The organism is Streptomyces sp. NPDC058092 (assembly GCF_042884935.1).
In the GTDB taxonomy this organism is placed as follows: domain Bacteria; phylum Actinomycetota; class Actinomycetes; order Streptomycetales; family Streptomycetaceae; genus Streptomyces.
Genome location: NZ_JBHVSY010000031.1, coordinates 1 through 14,925, shown reverse-complemented (window position 1 = coordinate 14,925; position 14,925 = coordinate 1). Strand labels below are relative to the sequence as shown.

The 14,925-nt window shown below is 67.9% G+C and carries 26 protein-coding genes; 8 read left to right on the top strand and 18 right to left on the bottom strand.

Annotated elements, in window-relative coordinates; genetic code table 11:
* Positions 1–174: 174 nt before the first annotated feature.
* The 9 genes from ACFVV1_RS35025 to ACFVV1_RS34985 form a co-directional block, all read right to left on the bottom strand.
* Positions 175–996 carry an XRE family transcriptional regulator gene (locus ACFVV1_RS35025; RefSeq protein ID WP_389997956.1) on the bottom strand — a complete coding sequence of 274 codons (822 nt, stop codon included), beginning with the start codon at positions 994–996 and terminating at the stop codon, positions 175–177.
* Positions 997–1,419: 423 nt separating this feature from the next.
* Positions 1,420–1,755 carry a hypothetical protein gene (locus tag ACFVV1_RS35020; protein ID WP_389997954.1) on the bottom strand — a complete coding sequence of 112 codons (336 nt, stop codon included), beginning with the start codon at positions 1,753–1,755 and terminating at the stop codon, positions 1,420–1,422.
* Positions 1,752–2,582 carry a hypothetical protein gene (locus ACFVV1_RS35015; protein WP_389997951.1) on the bottom strand — a complete coding sequence of 277 codons (831 nt, stop codon included), beginning with the start codon at positions 2,580–2,582 and terminating at the stop codon, positions 1,752–1,754. The genes ACFVV1_RS35020 and ACFVV1_RS35015 overlap by 4 nt, the downstream gene beginning before the upstream one ends.
* A complete protein-coding gene (locus ACFVV1_RS35010) occupies positions 2,579–2,743 on the bottom strand; it encodes a hypothetical protein (RefSeq protein ID WP_389997948.1) in 165 nt (54 codons plus the stop codon). The genes ACFVV1_RS35015 and ACFVV1_RS35010 overlap by 4 nt, the downstream gene beginning before the upstream one ends.
* Positions 2,740–2,964, bottom strand: coding sequence for a hypothetical protein (locus tag ACFVV1_RS35005; RefSeq protein ID WP_389997945.1), 225 nt, complete (start codon positions 2,962–2,964; stop codon positions 2,740–2,742). The genes ACFVV1_RS35010 and ACFVV1_RS35005 overlap by 4 nt, the downstream gene beginning before the upstream one ends.
* On the bottom strand, positions 2,961–3,257 hold the full coding sequence (locus ACFVV1_RS35000) for a hypothetical protein (protein WP_389997942.1): 297 nt from the start codon (positions 3,255–3,257) through the stop codon (positions 2,961–2,963). Before ACFVV1_RS35000 ends, ACFVV1_RS35005 begins: the two co-directional genes overlap by 4 nt.
* Entirely contained in the window at positions 3,254–3,451 is a 198-nt protein-coding gene (locus ACFVV1_RS34995; protein ID WP_389997940.1) for a hypothetical protein, read from the bottom strand. The genes ACFVV1_RS35000 and ACFVV1_RS34995 overlap by 4 nt, the downstream gene beginning before the upstream one ends.
* Positions 3,448–3,852, bottom strand: coding sequence for a hypothetical protein (locus ACFVV1_RS34990; RefSeq protein WP_389997937.1), 405 nt, complete (start codon positions 3,850–3,852; stop codon positions 3,448–3,450). Before ACFVV1_RS34990 ends, ACFVV1_RS34995 begins: the two co-directional genes overlap by 4 nt.
* 45 nt (positions 3,853–3,897) lie before the next feature.
* The gene (locus ACFVV1_RS34985; RefSeq protein ID WP_389997935.1) at positions 3,898–4,284 is read right to left on the bottom strand and encodes a hypothetical protein; all 387 of its coding nucleotides are present in this window, start codon (positions 4,282–4,284) and stop codon (positions 3,898–3,900) included.
* Between the two features lie 260 nt (positions 4,285–4,544).
* Between ACFVV1_RS34985 and ACFVV1_RS34980 the strand changes: the two genes are divergently transcribed.
* Positions 4,545–5,075 (top strand): hypothetical protein, encoded by a 531-nt coding sequence (locus ACFVV1_RS34980; protein ID WP_389997933.1) that lies wholly within the window; start codon positions 4,545–4,547, stop codon positions 5,073–5,075.
* A 33-nt stretch (positions 5,076–5,108) separates the two neighbouring features.
* Positions 5,109–5,414 carry a hypothetical protein gene (locus ACFVV1_RS34975; protein WP_389997930.1) on the top strand — a complete coding sequence of 102 codons (306 nt, stop codon included), beginning with the start codon at positions 5,109–5,111 and terminating at the stop codon, positions 5,412–5,414.
* A gap of 15 nt (positions 5,415–5,429) precedes the next feature.
* On the opposite strand, the gene ACFVV1_RS34970 is transcribed toward ACFVV1_RS34975, so the two are convergent.
* Positions 5,430–5,702 (bottom strand): DUF6225 family protein, encoded by a 273-nt coding sequence (locus tag ACFVV1_RS34970; RefSeq protein WP_389997928.1) that lies wholly within the window; start codon positions 5,700–5,702, stop codon positions 5,430–5,432.
* A gap of 79 nt (positions 5,703–5,781) precedes the next feature.
* On the opposite strand from ACFVV1_RS34970, the gene ACFVV1_RS34965 reads away from it, so the two are divergent.
* On the top strand, positions 5,782–6,243 hold the full coding sequence (locus tag ACFVV1_RS34965; RefSeq protein WP_389997925.1) for a hypothetical protein: 462 nt from the start codon (positions 5,782–5,784) through the stop codon (positions 6,241–6,243).
* Between the two features lie 109 nt (positions 6,244–6,352).
* Here the strand turns inward: ACFVV1_RS34965 and ACFVV1_RS34960 are convergent, their stop codons facing one another.
* The 8 genes from ACFVV1_RS34960 to ACFVV1_RS34925 form a co-directional block, all read right to left on the bottom strand.
* On the bottom strand, positions 6,353–6,934 hold the full coding sequence (locus tag ACFVV1_RS34960; RefSeq protein ID WP_389997922.1) for a hypothetical protein: 582 nt from the start codon (positions 6,932–6,934) through the stop codon (positions 6,353–6,355).
* A 50-nt stretch (positions 6,935–6,984) separates the two neighbouring features.
* Positions 6,985–7,413 carry a DUF6083 domain-containing protein gene (locus tag ACFVV1_RS34955; RefSeq protein ID WP_389997919.1) on the bottom strand — a complete coding sequence of 143 codons (429 nt, stop codon included), beginning with the start codon at positions 7,411–7,413 and terminating at the stop codon, positions 6,985–6,987.
* A 154-nt stretch (positions 7,414–7,567) separates the two neighbouring features.
* Positions 7,568–7,987, bottom strand: a complete 420-nt coding sequence (locus ACFVV1_RS34950) for a hypothetical protein (RefSeq protein WP_389997917.1) — start codon at positions 7,985–7,987, stop codon at positions 7,568–7,570.
* A gap of 200 nt (positions 7,988–8,187) precedes the next feature.
* The gene (locus ACFVV1_RS34945; RefSeq protein ID WP_389997914.1) at positions 8,188–8,778 is read right to left on the bottom strand and encodes a hypothetical protein; all 591 of its coding nucleotides are present in this window, start codon (positions 8,776–8,778) and stop codon (positions 8,188–8,190) included.
* 469 nt (positions 8,779–9,247) lie between these two features.
* A complete protein-coding gene (locus ACFVV1_RS34940; RefSeq protein ID WP_389997911.1) occupies positions 9,248–10,636 on the bottom strand; it encodes a replicative DNA helicase in 1,389 nt (462 codons plus the stop codon).
* Between the two features lie 76 nt (positions 10,637–10,712).
* Positions 10,713–11,774 carry a hypothetical protein gene (locus ACFVV1_RS34935; protein ID WP_389997908.1) on the bottom strand — a complete coding sequence of 354 codons (1,062 nt, stop codon included), beginning with the start codon at positions 11,772–11,774 and terminating at the stop codon, positions 10,713–10,715.
* Positions 11,775–12,000: 226 nt separating this feature from the next.
* Positions 12,001–12,198 carry a hypothetical protein gene (locus tag ACFVV1_RS34930; RefSeq protein WP_389997906.1) on the bottom strand — a complete coding sequence of 66 codons (198 nt, stop codon included), beginning with the start codon at positions 12,196–12,198 and terminating at the stop codon, positions 12,001–12,003.
* A gap of 313 nt (positions 12,199–12,511) precedes the next feature.
* Positions 12,512–13,312, bottom strand: a complete 801-nt coding sequence (locus ACFVV1_RS34925) for a GntR family transcriptional regulator (protein ID WP_389997903.1) — start codon at positions 13,310–13,312, stop codon at positions 12,512–12,514.
* A 208-nt stretch (positions 13,313–13,520) separates the two neighbouring features.
* Between ACFVV1_RS34925 and ACFVV1_RS34920 the strand changes: the two genes are divergently transcribed.
* From ACFVV1_RS34920 to ACFVV1_RS34900, 5 genes are read left to right on the top strand one after another with little or no spacing between them, the layout of a single operon-like run.
* Positions 13,521–13,823: a hypothetical protein gene (locus tag ACFVV1_RS34920; RefSeq protein WP_389997900.1), complete on the top strand. Its 303-nt coding sequence runs from the start codon at positions 13,521–13,523 to the stop codon at positions 13,821–13,823.
* Position 13,824: 1 nt separating this feature from the next.
* Entirely contained in the window at positions 13,825–14,022 is a 198-nt protein-coding gene (locus ACFVV1_RS34915) for a hypothetical protein (RefSeq protein ID WP_389997897.1), read from the top strand.
* Positions 14,019–14,156: a hypothetical protein gene (locus ACFVV1_RS34910; RefSeq protein WP_389997895.1), complete on the top strand. Its 138-nt coding sequence runs from the start codon at positions 14,019–14,021 to the stop codon at positions 14,154–14,156. Before ACFVV1_RS34915 ends, ACFVV1_RS34910 begins: the two co-directional genes overlap by 4 nt.
* On the top strand, positions 14,153–14,548 hold the full coding sequence (locus tag ACFVV1_RS34905; RefSeq protein WP_389997893.1) for a hypothetical protein: 396 nt from the start codon (positions 14,153–14,155) through the stop codon (positions 14,546–14,548). The genes ACFVV1_RS34910 and ACFVV1_RS34905 overlap by 4 nt, the downstream gene beginning before the upstream one ends.
* 17 nt (positions 14,549–14,565) lie before the next feature.
* Complete coding sequence (locus tag ACFVV1_RS34900; protein WP_389997890.1) at positions 14,566–14,871, top strand: hypothetical protein; 306 nt, start codon at positions 14,566–14,568, stop codon at positions 14,869–14,871.
* Positions 14,872–14,925 lie beyond the last annotated feature (54 nt).

Sequence of the window (14,925 nt, the reverse complement as noted above, 5' to 3'; positions counted from 1 at the left end):
CGGCGGGAAGGGTCCAGCGGCGGTGTGGGGGTGAGCACAACCTAAGCCACTCCGGGGCTGGCATTCCCCCTGCTCAGGGCATTACGAACAGCGCGGGCGGTCTGGTTCCGGTACCGCCCGCGCTGTCGGGAAGGGGGTGAGGGCTCTGGCCAGGGGTGTTGACGGCCGGGCGGATCAGTGGGCGCGGAGCATCGGGGTACGCAGGTGCGCGCGCTGGGTGCCGGGGTGGAAGACGAGGACGATGAGGCGGGCGCCGGGGGCGGTCATGGGCTGGGCTGCGCACATGGTGACCCAGCCGGGCCCGTCCAGGGCGTGCAGGAGGGGGCGTTCGTCGCCGTCGGGGTGAATGTGGGCACCGCCGGTGTCCCAGATCGGGGCACAGTCCGGGTCGGCAACGACTTCCTTCTCGAGCTGGCGCAGGATCTCGTCCTCGGGACGTAGAGAGATCGCGGCTTGGAGTTGGGGGAGAACAAGCGGTGCCCACGCGGTGGCCCAGTCGGTGAGCGTGTTCCGCCCGTCCGGGTCCAAGAGCATCCACCGCATGGTGTTCGTGGGGATGCGCCCATGGGGGAACATGCGGGCGAACGCGGCGTTGTGGGCTATGAGTTCCCACGACGCGTCGGTCACGTATGCCATGTGCGTCATCCCGTCGACCGCCTCTTGCCAGACCCCGGGGACTTCTTTTCCGGAGCTGGGGGTGAGCGGGGCCGGCGGGTTACCTATTCCGGCGTACCGGCACAGCGACACCCACTCCTGCTCGTTCAAGGCGAAGAGCATCGCGACGTCGCGGACGAAGTCGATGTCGGGTCTGGGCCAGGCCCCGGACTCGAGGCGCCGGTACGTTCCGGGGTTCCGGTGCAGCAGTTCGTCGACGTTGTACTGGGTCAGTCCGGGGGCGCGCCGCCCCTGCCCGGTCGGCCGCTCGAGTCCATGGCCTTCGGGCTGGATCAGGGCGCGGCGCTCTTTGAGGAGGTTGCGGAGTGCTTCCTTGTTCATGCGGTGAAATCCCCCGTGTATAGGACATGTTGTGCGCCGTAAAGCCTATTTATAGCCATGGCGCTTAGCGATAAAAATCGGACGTAGATAACCATCTGTCGACCCGTCATGCTGTTCGACGTGGGGCACTGGCCTGCGGACCTGCCGGACCGTTATCACAGTGCTACATGCGCGGGATTCCTGGCCAGACCGCCTACCAAATTGGTGGTTGCGCCTCGCAGCGGGAATCCCGTGAACCCGCGGAAACATTGTGGGGAGGAGTTCGGGAACAGCTTGCCGCGGCCGGTTCGGCCGGGGTGGAGCTTCGTGGCACGGCCCGTACCCGACTCTTCCCCGTTTCGCTCTCCGGCCCCTCGACTGCGGTCAGTGCCGTCACTCGCCAACCGGTAGCGGCCACGGCACCGACCGCACCCCCTCCACTGCTCACGACCCGGCGGGCTGCTGCGGCTCGGCGGCCCGGTCAGCCCACGTGGTGAGCTGGTCGGCGAGGTGCCGGGCCAGCACCGGGTTGAGGAGCGCGTCCGCACCCGCCCCGGTCGCGCAGTCGTCGACGGACAACCGCAGCCACGGCCACGGGCGCCCGTCCTCCGGCTGGTCGTCCCTGCCGTCGGCGGTGATGTGTGACGGGATGACGGCGAGGCTGACACTGCCGCCTCGGGGCCCGTCCTGATGGGGTGGGATGTGGGATCCCTGGTACACCCAGGGCGGGCCGCACGGCTGGTCGTCGTCCACACCGCCGATCGATGCGTAGATGCTCACTGGGCGGTCTCCGGGGCCGGCTGCTGCGGCTGGTCGAGGGCGGCGCGGGCGGCGTCGCAGCGTGGGTCGGGCTGGGGTTCGCCGGTGGGGATGCCGAGAGCGGTACGGATGCGGCGGACGGCTTCACGCATGCCGTCGTCGTCCTGGTCGTGCTGGCCGTAGACCTCGGCGACGATGGCGGTGCACTCGGCCTTCACGCGTTCGATGGCGGCCTCGGCCCGGTCGCGTCCGGCGACGGCCTCACAGGTGCGGTCGGTGTGGTCGGCTGCCGCGTCAGCGTCGGCCAGCTGCTGCTCCAGCTCGGCCACACGGGGGTCGTCCGGAACCTGCGTCTCGTGGGTGATGGTGGCCAGCGCGGCCCGGATGCGGGCGACAGCATCACGGCGGCCGGCGAGAGCAACAGGGTTCAGGCCTCGGGTCTCAGAGTTGAGGGCGTGGAGCTCGGCTTTCACCGCGTCGGTGCGGGCGCGGTACCGGTTGGCGCGGTCGCGGTGCTGGTCGCCCCACTGCCGCTGGTGCTCAGCGAGGTGCCTGAAGTAGCGGCCGGTTTCGATGATGCCGTCGAGGTCGGCGTCAGCTTTCTCCATGATCTCGGCGGTGGCGGCGGCATCCTTCTTCAGCTCAGCCACGCGGGCCCGCAGCTGCTCCAGCTCGGCCAGGCGCTGCTCCCGGGTGCACTCCGGGGCGGGCTTGACGCAGGGCACCTTGCCGCACGCGCAGTCGGCGCAGTGGGCGCAGAACGGCTGCTCTTGGTAGTTCCGGTAGACGACCGGGGTGTTACCGCACACGCAGCAGTTGCCGGTCTCGGTTGTCGGCTGGTCGGTCACTTCTTCCTCCGTGCTGCTGCTCGTCGGGTGGCTCGGTTGGCCTGGGCTGTGGGCGCGTCGTCGGGTATGACGTGCTCGCCGGTGGTGCGGAGCACGGTTCCCCAGCGGGTCCCGGGTCGGCCGGGGTGCTCGCTGCGGGGGGTGCTGGACGGGCCGGTCATCGCGGCGGCTCCTCGGTCACGGCAGGAGCGGGCGTGATGGTGATGTGCGTCCAGCCGAGACGGGAACGGTGCGACCGCTCAGCAAGCTCTCGGCGCAGGGCTTCTGCACGGTCACGGACTGGGGACTGGCCAGGCTCATCTCGGAGGGTCTTCGAGTAGTCGCTCTGCCTCAGGTAGTAGGCGCGGCGCCCACGGAAGGCGCGGACCACGAGGTCGCTCATCGGCCCGGCTCCTCGGCCGAGGCGCCCCCGGGGCAGTGGACGTAGGCCATTCCGGGCTGGGGCCACCACGAGTGCGGGATGTGCGGCTGGTGGAGTACCGCTCGGTTGCACGGCATCACGGCCACGCCGGAGGTGACGATGTGGTCGCCGTCGTGCCCGGCGGGCTTGATGCAGCCGGAGCCATCACCCGGGCCTTCGCCGTATGGGCAGTCGGCGGCGGCCAGCAGGCAGTCGACGGCGGCCAGCACAGTGGCGGGCTGCGTCTCGGTGTCGGGGCTGGTCCGGTGGGTCACTTCGGCTCCTCGGTGGCGGGTGGCCAGGTTCCTGCGTCGATCTGGCCAAGGCGGGTGTCGAGCAGGCGGGCGAGGCCCTCGACGTGTCGTTGCCACCGGTCACGGGCGGCGCGAGCCTTCTTGATCTCGATGCGGATGCTTTCGGGGCTGGCGTGCTCGGCGTACAGGGCGGCGATCTTCGGGCGGTCGGTCATCGGGTCGTCTCCTTGGTGGCGGGGTCGACCTTGGGGTGGGTGAACCGGACCGGCTTGCCGAGGTCGCGGGCGTAGGAGATCTCGGCGCGGGTGGAGTCGCCGACGTAATCGCCGACCACGAGCACCTCGTCGGCGAGGCGGATCTTCGCCCGGTGCAGGTCGTCGAGCCGGGCCTTGAGCGCTTCGGCGTCGGCCGGGTCCGCCCAAAGCGGGTGGGGTTGCTTCATGTTGCAGCCGGGCTTCACGACGATGTGGCCGGCCGCGGTGAGTTCACGGTCGGCGTCGGTTATGGCGTCCATGAACCGGGTGCTGCCGCAGATCACGACGATCGTCGGGATGTTGAGGCGGGCTTTGGCGTCGGCGAGCTTCTCGGTCGGGGTGAGCAACTGCGGGTATGACATGGGTCCTCCGTGGTGTGTGTGGTGTGGTGGTCCCGGGCGGCCCCGTTACCGGCGGGGCCGCCAGGCTGTGTCACGGGTGAGGTCATCGGCCGGCGCCCTGTTCGTCGACGGGCTCGAGCTCGTTCTCACCAAATGCGTGAGTCGACCGGACGGGTCGCTGTCCAGGATTACGGCGTAGTCGCCCCACTCGTCCTCGGGCATCGCGATGATGCCGAGCGTTCCCGCAGGTGCCGAGGCGCTTCCCCAGAGGGAGAGTTCGTCCACGGTGGTGCGCACGCGCTGACCGAGGTAGTAGCGGCAAGGCTGGTCGGCTCTGGCTGCGTGCTGGTGGCGCAGCGCCTCCCATTGCTCAAGGAACCGGCGTGCGCGAAGAGCCAGGTGGAGGACGTCGGTAGCGACTTGGACCGTGGACTGTCGGGCGAGGGTGGTCATCGCGGGCTCCTCGGGGAAGGGGGCTGGTTTCAGGGTGGCGTGGAATGTGCGCGGGATTGCCCCCGGTCTGTTGGAGGGTGGAGTCTCACCCTACCTCAAAGCCTATTGCGTTAACCATGGGAATTGGGGAATGGGTGAGCCGGATCCACCCCAACTCCCTCCCCACCAGGGCCTCATCTGCCCGAACCGGCCCCCACCGCCTCTGCCGCGCCTACGCTGACCGGACGGCACCACCCCGCCCCGCACCCCTGGGAGGCCCCGTGTCACAGCCCGTGGAAGCCGGCCCGAACCCGAACCCGAACCCGCCGTCGTACCCGCCGAAGACGCCGCCACCGCCGAAGAAGCCGCCGAACCCGCCCCGCCCGAACACGCCCGGCCCGGTCGTGCCGACGGCGCGGCGCGGGGTGGGCATGGTGAACCGTCGCGGGGCGAACTGGTCGTTGGAGTCAGCGCCGTGGGCGGCCCGGAAAGCCCGGACTGCGGTGCTGGAGCAGCTCGGGAAGTGGAAGTACCGGCCAGCCCCGGACACGGTCACGGCGGTGGAAGCGGTGACGACGCTCCTCGTCGAGGCCGCGGTTGCCGACGGTGGAACGAAAGTGACGGTGCACCTGTCGGATCAGGACGGGCAGGCGTGCATCCTCGCCCTCTCCCACCACACCAACCTGACCACCGGTCACGACGACGGAGGCGGGGATGTCCTGCACCAGATCACCGCGCACCAGGCCGTCACCGGGTGCGGGACCGACACCGGGCCCGACGGGCGCCGCCTGTGGGCCGTCATCGAACTCTGACCGCGGGCGAAGCCTGGTGGCAGACTGCGCATCATGACGACGAACCGGCCGAAGCGCCTCACCGAAGCGAAGGCGTGTGCCGTTGCCGATAACTCCCAGCTTGTGAAGGCGGCGTCCTGGTCGACGACCAGCGAATGGAACATGACGGCCGACGACGGGACGGCCCTCGTAGTCGTCACCCCGTCGTACGGCGGCGCCTCTCGCAGCGGCCGCAACGGCTGGACGTACTACCTACCGGCCCTCGGCCCGTCCGGCAACCGGGACCACTGGCCGACCCGTCAGCAGGCAGCAACGCAGGGCCTCATGGCATGGATCCGCTGGGCCACCGCTGCCCGGTAGTCGATCGGGGTTCGCTCAGTCGAGCAGGTCGTACTCCCCGGGCCGCCAGTCGGCGAACAAGGTGATTGCCTTCTCCGTTTCCGTGCGCTCCGGGGCGTCGAAGGTGGCCGGCCACCAGTTCTCCACGCGGTGGGCGTCGACAAGGACGCCGTCCCGCCACCCGTCGAAGTCACCGGGGTCTTCGGCGACACCGATGTGAATGGGGGTGTCGTCGGGCAGGTCCTTGAGCGCCTCACGGAGCTGCGCGGCGTTCCATACCTGCGGGGCGTGATCAAAGGTGTCGGCCATGGGCACAGGATGCAGGACCGGGCTGGGGGACTTGGTGAGGACACGGCTGTGCTGGCCTGCAGTCCGGCAGAATCCCGGCATGAGCGAATGGGTGAGCGCCGCAATAGGCGCCGGGTCCGCGGTAGTCGGCGGCATCGTGACGGGATGGTTCACACGGAGCGCTGGCCACCGGCAAGCCGATGCGGCTAAGCACGCGGGGGACAGGCAGGCCGACGCCCTGATTGCCACGGTGCAGGAAACGCTGGAGGAGCAGCGCGCACAGTCACGCTGGGAGGCCCGCCGAAACGTGTACGTACAGTTCCTCGACGCCGTCGGGTCCGTGGCCAGCCGAGGGCCTATCACTGGGCAGCCAGAACCTGTGTCAGGCATGCGCGCCTACCTGCTGCTCGAACTCGAGGGACCTGAAGAGGTCGTACGTTGCGGAAGGGCTTTGGTTGAGTCGGCAAGCTGGAGCAGCCGCCTTGTTCAGGATGGTTCTGATGCGTTCGCTGAGGCGCGGGCGGCGTTCATTCGTGCCGCCCAGGTGGCGATCGCACGGTAGCGGACACGGCTGTACCCCGGGCCAGAGCGCTGATCCGGGGTACAGGGGGCTGGGGTGAAGAACGTGTCACCGGGGGTGGACGAACCCAGCCGCGGCACACGGTACCGGGCTAGAGCGGCGGTACGTACAGGCCGGCTGCGGCGCCGATCTGGCGGACGTCCATCGTGGGCTGCAGCGGGGACGGCTTCCACCCGGTGACTTCCTGGATGAAACCACCCTTGTCCGACGTTGAGGAGTTCCATCCGCGGTCAAGGACGGGCAGTCGCAGCCAGTTGAGCGGCTCCCCAGTGTCAGCGTGCGTGGGGTGGGTGTAGAGCGTTTCGAACGTCTCCGGCGGTACGTACGCGCCGCTTCGACGAGCGCGGGAGTCAAGTGAGTGCGGGGCCAGTTCGAACACGTCTGTTACCTGGGGCGTGGTGACGGTCCAGTAGATCCGGATCTCGCCTGGCTGGTACTCAGACGGTGCTTGTTCGTGCTGGTAGTCGGCGTACTTGTCGACCCACATCGTCCACAGTTCCTGGGCGGTGATGTCGGCGGCGGTGTATTCGTCGGTGATGCTGCTGCCGTTGGCCTCGGGCAGGAGAGCGAGTTCCGCGGTCTTCTCGTGGCTGGTGCCCTTGGCGCGGAACGTCCACATGGTGCCGGGCGGGTACGGGAGGACGGTCTGGGGCGCGAGGCGCGTGTCGTTCATCCGCTGAGTCTGTTCGTTAGTTCACCGTCACGCAGTATTGCTGACGCCGCTCAGCCCGTATCGGGGAGGTCCCAGCCGTCGGGGAGGTTGAACAGGCGCTGCGCCCGGTGTTCGTTCTCCTGACGGAGCGCGGTGACCCATAGGGGGTCGTCCTCGGGCGGAAGGTAGGGGCAGACCGCGCGGTGTGCGATGTGGCACTGGGCGCCCTGCGTGGGCTCGGCATCCCAGAGGTTCATGGCTTTCCGGTCCGTGGTGAGGATCCAGCGCCGGCGTGGGGGAATGGTGTGGGCGGCTACGTTGATGCCGGGCTCGAGGAGCACCCAGTGCCCGTCCAGGGTGGGGTAGCGGTCTTGTGGGAGGCCGCAGTGCGGGCAGTTGGGCGGTGCGGGTGGTGGCGGGGCGGTCGCACCTTCGAGGGCGGCCTGCAGCGCGTCGTCAGGGCGGTCCGGGCAGTCTGTGGTGTTCTCGGTGTCCCCCATGGTTCACAGGGTCCGGGCGGGCCGTCAGGGCGGGTAGGGCGCGATCCGGCCGTGCCGGGCGGGGGAGAACCTGCCCCGTGTGCCGCAGGGCACCACACGGGGCTTGTGTGGGCGCAGAGTTCGCGGCCGCCCGGGCCGGAACGAGGGCCCAGTCTCAGGCCGTGCTGATGCTGACGTTGCCCACTTCAGCGATCGCACGCAGGACAAGCCGAAGCTCGTCGTCGTCCAGGGCGTAAATGACGCGGCGAAGGTCCACCTGCCACTCACCCATCAGCGACGCAGCGACCTGCAGCACCGCGATCTCGCTGGATGACGCCTTCGGCCAATCCCCCCCGCTCATGTTGAGACGACCGCCGAGGGAGTTCCATGCGATGCACGGGTGGGTGCCGGAACGGTCGATGATCGGTGGGGTGTCCCAGATAGGGATGGTGGCCATGTCGAGGAACCGGCGCAGCCAGTAGCCGTCACGGTGCGCCCCGAGGAGCCGGGTAGCTGCCTGCCAGTTCTCGTTCCCGACGCCATGCAGCAGGCTCTCGGCGAGGGCCGGTCCGCTGTCCGTGTCGATTGCCGTCATGCCGATTTCCGTCCTACGCCGGTGGTCTCAGACCACTGTGAGGGACGCTGGTCTGGTGCCCGGGCGTACACGCCGCACTCTCATTCTCACGGACGCGAGAGGACACGGCTGCGCCCCGAACCAGTACGTCGGTCCGGGGCGCAGGGTGGGAGGGTCAGGCCGGGTCGATGGTGCCGATCAGGATCGAACGTGGCGTTCCCTTACGCCTTTGTCCACTCGTCGCTTTCGGCGTCCCGGTAGACGAGCGTCGGGATGGTATAGAGCCCCGACGTGGTGTTCGCGTAGTCGCGGGCCCGTTCCTCGGTCGGGTGCTTCGTGATGTTGGCGATCCCGTGGTTCACGGTCTTCGTGGCCCACTGGCGTTCGCCGCGCCACAGGTACCAGCGGAGCTCGACGGGCAGGTGACGGAACCAGGCGCTCTCGGGCGCGTGGGACGGGTACTGGCCGACCATTGTGGCGGCCGGCGCCGTGCCGAGGATTGCCCCGCAGGTGCAGGAAACTGCCACGTTCGACTTGTAGCCGCGCCCGTCAGTGATCGGCCGGTGGGCGTTGAACGCGTCCGGGTGCTCGGGGCAGAGGTGAACGGAGAACCTGCCGTAGCAACGCTCGCTGTACGACAGCGCCTTCCGGCGGCCGCGGGAAGGAAACGGGTGGTCCTTCGTGACGGGAATATGGGCGGTCGACCTGAGGACCGACCACCCGTCGGGCGGGGTGATGTTGTTGGCTCCGATGCCGTTCGTCTGACACTGCGGGGCGTCGCATCGGAACCGGGTCAACGTCTCAGTGCTCACAGGGGTCCTCGGGGTAGGCGCGGCGGGGCTGTTCCAGGTTCACCCTCACCCGCCACCCCGTTCCCCCTGCCTACGGCTTTCGCCGGGCAAGAAGTTCGCGGAGGGTATGCGCGGCGCCGATACTCAGGATCAGGGCGCCGGCCGCGGTAGGGGAGGCGAGCTGTAAGACCGTCAGCGCGGGGATGGCGGCGAGGGCGTAGAAGTTGGGGCCGGAGCTGGGCACGATGGGCCAACTACCTTTCTGGGCGTGAGGGCGACATGATGGGCGTGCCCAGCTCCGGCTGTGCTGTAGGGGACGCCGGTTGTCTGGCAAGGATGGCGGCGTCCCCGTGCAGCACTGAGACTACCTGAATTCCTATGGTTCACACAATGGGAATCGCGTAGGCGCTGAGACGTGGCAGCGCCCCCCAACCCGAACCCGGGCTGGGGGCGCTGCGCTGCGGGGTGATGCGCGGTCAAAACGGTGGGCTCACGTCTGCGCCATGTCGACGAAACGGCTGTAGTGCAGCTGTCCGGCCACCGTGACCGTCGCAGTCGGCCCGAACCTGTTCTTCTCGATGACGAGGTCGACCTCGCCAGCACGCGGTGACTCGGGTTCGTCCATGTCGGGTCGCTCAACCTTGATCACAACGGACGCGTCATTCTTGATGGCCCTCGACTCGCGCATCATGCCGTCGTCGTTGAGCTGAGACAGGGCGATGACGTGGCATTCGAGCTGCACTGACAGATTCTTCAGGCCGCGGGACACTGCCGCAACGGCCTGCTCACGGCTGATGCTGCGGCTCTGCTCAACCTCGACGAGCTGCAAGTAGTCGACGACGAGGACGTCCAGGCCGCCATCACGGACGCACGCCCGGGCCGCTGACTCGATGTCACGGAGGGCGGCACCGTCAGGCCGGTAGACACGCAACGGTAGCGTATTGAACAGGTCTCGCCCCAGACGCTCGATCGTCTTCCACCCGTCAGCGGTCAAGCCTCCCTCGCGGGTGAGGTGATGCATGGGGATCTTTCCTTCGGCTGCGGCGATCTTCTGCATGAGCTCGGTGCCGCTCATCTCGAGCGACGAGAACATGACCTTCGCCCCAGTCTTCGCCGTGGACACGGCGGCGTTCAAAGCCAGGGTCGACTTGCCGACGCCGGACTGTGCGGCAATGACCGTGACGTTCCCCGGCTTCATGCCCGCGGTCACCATGTCGAGATCGGCCAGACCGTACGGGAGCCCCACCTCTCGGCCGTTCTGAATGTCCTCGAGCTCGGAAACGAAGTCGAGGTACAGATCGCCAACAACGGGAGGAGCGGCGCTGAGGCCAGGCATGCCCGCGGCAATGCTGGTGAGTTCTTGCTCGACGAGACTGCGTACGTCTGCCTCGTCGCCTTCCTCGCTGTAGGCGTACTGCAGGATCTTCATCGCCGACTCGATCGCAGCCCGCCGGTACGCCTTCGCTCGGACGATCTCCGCGTAGTACGCCCCGTTCGCCGCCGTGGGCACGGCCTGGATGCAGGTGTGCAGGTACGAGGCGCCGCCGGCCTTGGCGAGCTCTCCCAGCCGGGTGAGCTCCTCTACGACGGCGAGGGGCTCCACAGGCTCGCGGGCTTCGTAGAGGGTGCAGATGGCGCGGTGAATCATGCTGTGCGCGGGCCGGTAGTACTCGTCCGCGACAAGGCCCGTCTCGAGCGTCTCCGCGAAGAACCTATTCGCTGCCCCGGTGCTGCTCATGAGCGCCCCGAGAACCGCCTGTTCGGCATCGAGGCTCTGCGGCGGCCTGCGCATGATGTCGAGCGCCGTAGCGGTGCCCCAGTCGGAATCGTCGGCGCCGGCGTCATGGCGCTGCGAGGGAAGCTCGCGGGTGTTGGACACTGGTGGTCTCCTGTTCGGTGCATCGGGCAGGGGAAGCTGGCCGGACCGCGGTAACGGTCCGGCCAGCGCTTGTATGTCAGGCCGTGCGGCAAGGAATGCAGCGGCTTCCCGCGCGGTACTTCGGGTGCTCGGGGCACATCTCCATCGCCGAGGCGGCGCGGGCCGACTGGAGCGCAGCAGCAACGACCTCGTACCGAGGCAGGTTCGGGATCCGGTCACTTGCCAGCAGGCGGTACGGGTTCGTCACCTTGTGTGGGTTCTTCGTCAGTTGCTTTGCCAGGGTTTGGCGGTTGACGGTCTGGATGTCGGGCCATCCCTGCTCGGCCATGACGGCAAGCAGCTTCGGTGCGAGCCTGCCCGCGTTCAGCTTGCCCTGCGTCCACGGGTCTGGCAGCAGCTGCAAGACGTCGACAGCTGTCTTGAGGTCTTCTTCGGCGTAGCCAGCCTCCTCCCCCTCCGTCTGCAACCGCACAGGGCTGCTGCCGGTGGTGTCCGTGAGGGGGTAGGGGGAGGAGGTAGTTACCTCCTCCGGGGGGTGTGGGGGGGATCCGTCATTGCCCACACGTGGTGCGGCCTGCAGTTTTGCGCCATCGGCCACATGTGGCGGTTGCCCACCTGTGGGCATTGGCCGCATGTGGTCCGACCTGCTGCTATCTCCATTGCCCACGTGTGGTGATTCGCCACGTGTGGGCAATGGCTGCACGTGGTCTGACCTGCGGATTCCTTCTGTGCCTGGAAGCACCGGAATCCACGCGCCGCTCTCCGGCTGGTCGCTCCTGCGCTGCGAAACGCTGTACTGAATCCCGACAGCCTGGCCGCTCTCGCCGCGCAACCGGGTAACCGTGACGTACCCCGCCTCACGGATGAGGCCAATCTCCCGGCGGATGACGGGCGCACCCAGCGGCTTGCCGTTGGCGCCCTTCCAGCCGAGACGCTGGTACCAGTCGACGAGGAAGGGAATGTCGAAGCTGGCGTCGGCTGGCAGGAACCAGAGGCTCATCAACATGGATGTGGTGAGCGGCTGCCATCCATGACCGAAGAACGTCTCCTCAGTGACGGTGATATGTGGGGCGAACTCCGAGGCGAGCTTGAACGTCTCTCGGACTTCCAGCTCATTGCTTCCGGGCTGCTCACTCACACCGTCACCCCGGCCGTACGGAGGATCACGCTGTGTGGGCTTGCGGTGGCACGGGTTGCTACAGGTACTCTCATCGACGAGAACCTCGGCTTTCTGATGGCGGCGTTCTTGTTGCAGCGGGCGGGAACCCGCTGTTGTGCTTGAGAGACCGGTGGAGCTGCGAACCACCGGTCTTTCGCGCGTCCAGGACTACCGCGAACCGCGGCTATGTCACCGCGTAACCGGGTCACGAGACGCTCCGTGTTGTCCGTGGCGCCTTGTCCGGTCCGCGGCCGACAATGGGGTGCGACTGAAAGAACTCCAGGAAGGGCTTCGTCTCCATGACGTCCGCCCTGGCGATCTCCCAGTACGGGTAGGGCCGGTCGAGCCCGAAGGGCCAGTCGGGATGCTTGTACGCGATGCGTCGGACACCTTCGCGGGTCATGTGCAGGCATAGGCCGAGGCGCATGAGGAGCTCGGCTCCGGTAGCAAACGTGACTACGGGTGGGGTCCCAGTGACCGTGCGCGGGTCTCGCTCCTTCATCGGAGCCCCCGGTCTGCGGTTTTTGCGCCCCGAATGAATGCGAGAGTCACGCCAACAAGTAGTCTCAAGGCGACGGCCTTCCTTAGTGATGAGGGTTGGTGCGTCACGTGCTGTCGGCTATTCGCAAGCCGGTAGTGCATAGGACGGTCGGCGGGGTCGGTAGCCCCTCCGGCCGTTCGTGCGTCACGGGCTGGATGCCCGGACGCTCTAGGAATCAGTTGCTGGCCCCCTCGGATCCGTCAGCGTCGATGGACCATCCATACCGCAGCGTCCACTGGTGCGTGGGCATGATGTGGACGGTTACCTCCACCACGCGACCCTCAGCGGTCCGGGCGATGTGGAGCAGTTCGTAGACGCGGGCGTCCTCGGCCAACTCCAGAGATTCGACCTCCTCCTGCGACGGGGGCCGAACGTTGATCTCCTCGGTGATGTCGGACTGCGCCTGGCCCATTTCGGCGAGACGGCTGATCATTCCGCCGGCCCCGGTGTCGATGTCCTCGAGGGCACTTCCGAACCCGATGTCGCCCGGCACGTACGACGTGGCGAGCTGCACAGGCGTCTCGTCGGCCAGCATCCGGCGCGACCGCGACAGGGTCGATGCCTCGTCTGGTGACACCTCGAGCAGTTCGGCGACACGGGCCGGCGGAGCGACCCGGTCGATGCTGACCTCCGACACGGCCCGCATCCCGAGCGCCTTCACCTCGGACGCGAAGGCGCCCCTCGATGGCGCACCGTCGGCGGTGGCCTCCCTGAAGGACTTCGTGTACCGGACGTTGGCATCCCGGTGGATCTTGTTGAGCAGTGGACTCACGGCGTAATTGCGTCCCTTCTTGATCAGGTAACCCTCGGCCAAAAGCAGGCGAACTGCCTGACCAACGGTTCCTCGGTTCGTTTCGTACCGCGTGGCCAGCGTCGCGTCCCCAGGCAGTGAAGTGCCGGGCGCGAAGGTGCCGTCAGTGATGGCGGTACGCAACAGATCTGCGACATGGCGATATGCCGGACGGTTGCTAGTCATGGGCACGACCTTACCCGCAACACTGTTACGGAGCAACGCAATGCGAGCGGTTGACTCGCATTGCGAAGTGGTGTTCAGTAGGTCACGTCGGAAACGGCGGCGGCCCGAAACGCAGAACGGCCCCGGTGTCTTCAGCACCGGAGCCGTCTGGGACCCCGAAGGATCCGGCGAACCGTGTCCCACCTGCCATAACAGGAGGTCGATCCGCATGAAGCAGCCTAGCCGCACAAGCGGACCCACCGCACTCACCCCCGACCCCGACATCAACGAAGCCCTGGCCCGCGTCGTCGCCGGCCAGATCGGACCGCGGAAGCCCGGTGTCGTCTACGACAACGCCGACGGCACCTACGAGGTCCTCCAGGTCACCACCAACCGGACCGAAGCACGCCGCATCCTCAAGCGCCGCGCCGCCCAGTTCGCGATCGTCGTCCACGACCGTTCCGCCAACACCGTCGGTGCGATCGGCACCGCATGGACCGGCTCCGACCGCGTCCTCAAGGCGGTGGCCTGAGATGTACGCCGAGCCCAGCGAGTGGTCCGCCGCCGCGGTCGCCCACAACCATTCCCAGATCTACGCCGCCGTCCAGGACCTGTTCGACGACCTGGACCCCCAGTCCCTCCTTGACGACGTCTTCAACTCACCGGACGCCGACGCCTCCCTGACCGCGTACGAGCAGCTCGTCACCGGCGAATGGGACGGGGAGCTGTGACCGCCGAAGAGCAGCAGGCCCACGCCAACGCCGCCGCGGAACTGCAGGCAGCCCTGGAACGGAACGCCGAAGCCCTCAAGGCCGCCGCGGAGGCCTCCGAAGCCCTCGCCAAGCTCCTCGGAGGCCAGCAGTGACCACCAACCCCGTCCACACCGAGGGCAATCAGGTCCCGCCCCTGGATGACGACCTGGCCGGTGTCCTCGACGACCTCGCCGGAATCCACGCCGGGATCGACCTCCTGCGTGACGGGATCCGACTCCTCGCGCTCGACCGCCACAGCGCCGACAAGACCCAGACGCTCCTCGCGACGCTCGCCGGATCATCCGACGGCACCGACATCCTCACCGCCCTCGCCCACCTTGTGGCCCGACTCGCCACCGCCGACACCAACCCCGCCCTCCGCAACCTCCCCCTCGACCGCCAAAAGCTCGCCCAGCACCACAGCGAGCAAGCCCTGTACGCCCTCACCGACCCCAACCTCCACCAGCACGCATCCGAAGCATCCGCCGCCATCAGCAGCCACTGACCGAAAGGACCCGCCCCATGGCCACCAGCACCCAGCCCCTGACCCCCGCCAACCTCATCAGCCGCTACGCCGCCGGCATCGCGTTCGTCGCCGAGGAAGAGCCCGCCACCACCGTCTCGGACTTCATCGACCAGCTGAGCACGGCCGCCGAGAACTTCGGCATGGCCAGGTTCGACACCGACGAGTTGGAGGGCGCCGTCACGTACCTCACCGACTTCGACAGCAGCACGGACGAGACCGAGCGGGCCGTCCTCCTGAACCGCGCCGCTGACCTGCTCGCCTACGTCGGCGACATTGCCGACGAGTACCGCGACATGGTCTGACCATCCCTCGCCGGGGTCCGGTCGCCGAGCCGACAGACGACCGGACCCCACCCC

Bases quoted from the DNA above. Each gene is read 5' to 3' on its own strand.
- ACFVV1_RS35005 (WP_389997945.1), bottom strand. From the start codon at position 2,964: ATGAGCGACCTCGTGGTCCGCGCCTTCCGTGGGCGCCGCGCCTACTAC.
- ACFVV1_RS34950 (WP_389997917.1), bottom strand. From the start codon at position 7,987: ATGACGGCAATCGACACGGACAGCGGACCGGCCCTCGCCGAGAGCCTG.
- ACFVV1_RS34965 (WP_389997925.1), top strand. From the start codon at position 5,782: ATGAGCGAATGGGTGAGCGCCGCAATAGGCGCCGGGTCCGCGGTAGTC.
- ACFVV1_RS34960 (WP_389997922.1), bottom strand. From the start codon at position 6,934: ATGAACGACACGCGCCTCGCGCCCCAGACCGTCCTCCCGTACCCGCCC.
- ACFVV1_RS34955 (WP_389997919.1), bottom strand. From the start codon at position 7,413: ATGGGGGACACCGAGAACACCACAGACTGCCCGGACCGCCCTGACGAC.
- ACFVV1_RS34920 (WP_389997900.1), top strand. From the start codon at position 13,521: ATGAAGCAGCCTAGCCGCACAAGCGGACCCACCGCACTCACCCCCGAC.
- ACFVV1_RS34985 (WP_389997935.1), bottom strand. From the start codon at position 4,284: ATGACCACCCTCGCCCGACAGTCCACGGTCCAAGTCGCTACCGACGTC.
- ACFVV1_RS34975 (WP_389997930.1), top strand. From the start codon at position 5,109: ATGACGACGAACCGGCCGAAGCGCCTCACCGAAGCGAAGGCGTGTGCC.
- ACFVV1_RS34915 (WP_389997897.1), top strand. From the start codon at position 13,825: ATGTACGCCGAGCCCAGCGAGTGGTCCGCCGCCGCGGTCGCCCACAAC.
- ACFVV1_RS34995 (WP_389997940.1), bottom strand. From the start codon at position 3,451: ATGACCGACCGCCCGAAGATCGCCGCCCTGTACGCCGAGCACGCCAGC.
- ACFVV1_RS35025 (WP_389997956.1), bottom strand. From the start codon at position 996: ATGAACAAGGAAGCACTCCGCAACCTCCTCAAAGAGCGCCGCGCCCTG.
- ACFVV1_RS34900 (WP_389997890.1), top strand. From the start codon at position 14,566: ATGGCCACCAGCACCCAGCCCCTGACCCCCGCCAACCTCATCAGCCGC.
- ACFVV1_RS34930 (WP_389997906.1), bottom strand. From the start codon at position 12,198: ATGACCCGCGAAGGTGTCCGACGCATCGCGTACAAGCATCCCGACTGG.
- ACFVV1_RS34925 (WP_389997903.1), bottom strand. From the start codon at position 13,312: ATGACTAGCAACCGTCCGGCATATCGCCATGTCGCAGATCTGTTGCGT.
- ACFVV1_RS34990 (WP_389997937.1), bottom strand. From the start codon at position 3,852: ATGTCATACCCGCAGTTGCTCACCCCGACCGAGAAGCTCGCCGACGCC.
- ACFVV1_RS34970 (WP_389997928.1), bottom strand. From the start codon at position 5,702: ATGGCCGACACCTTTGATCACGCCCCGCAGGTATGGAACGCCGCGCAG.
- ACFVV1_RS35010 (WP_389997948.1), bottom strand. From the start codon at position 2,743: ATGACCGGCCCGTCCAGCACCCCCCGCAGCGAGCACCCCGGCCGACCC.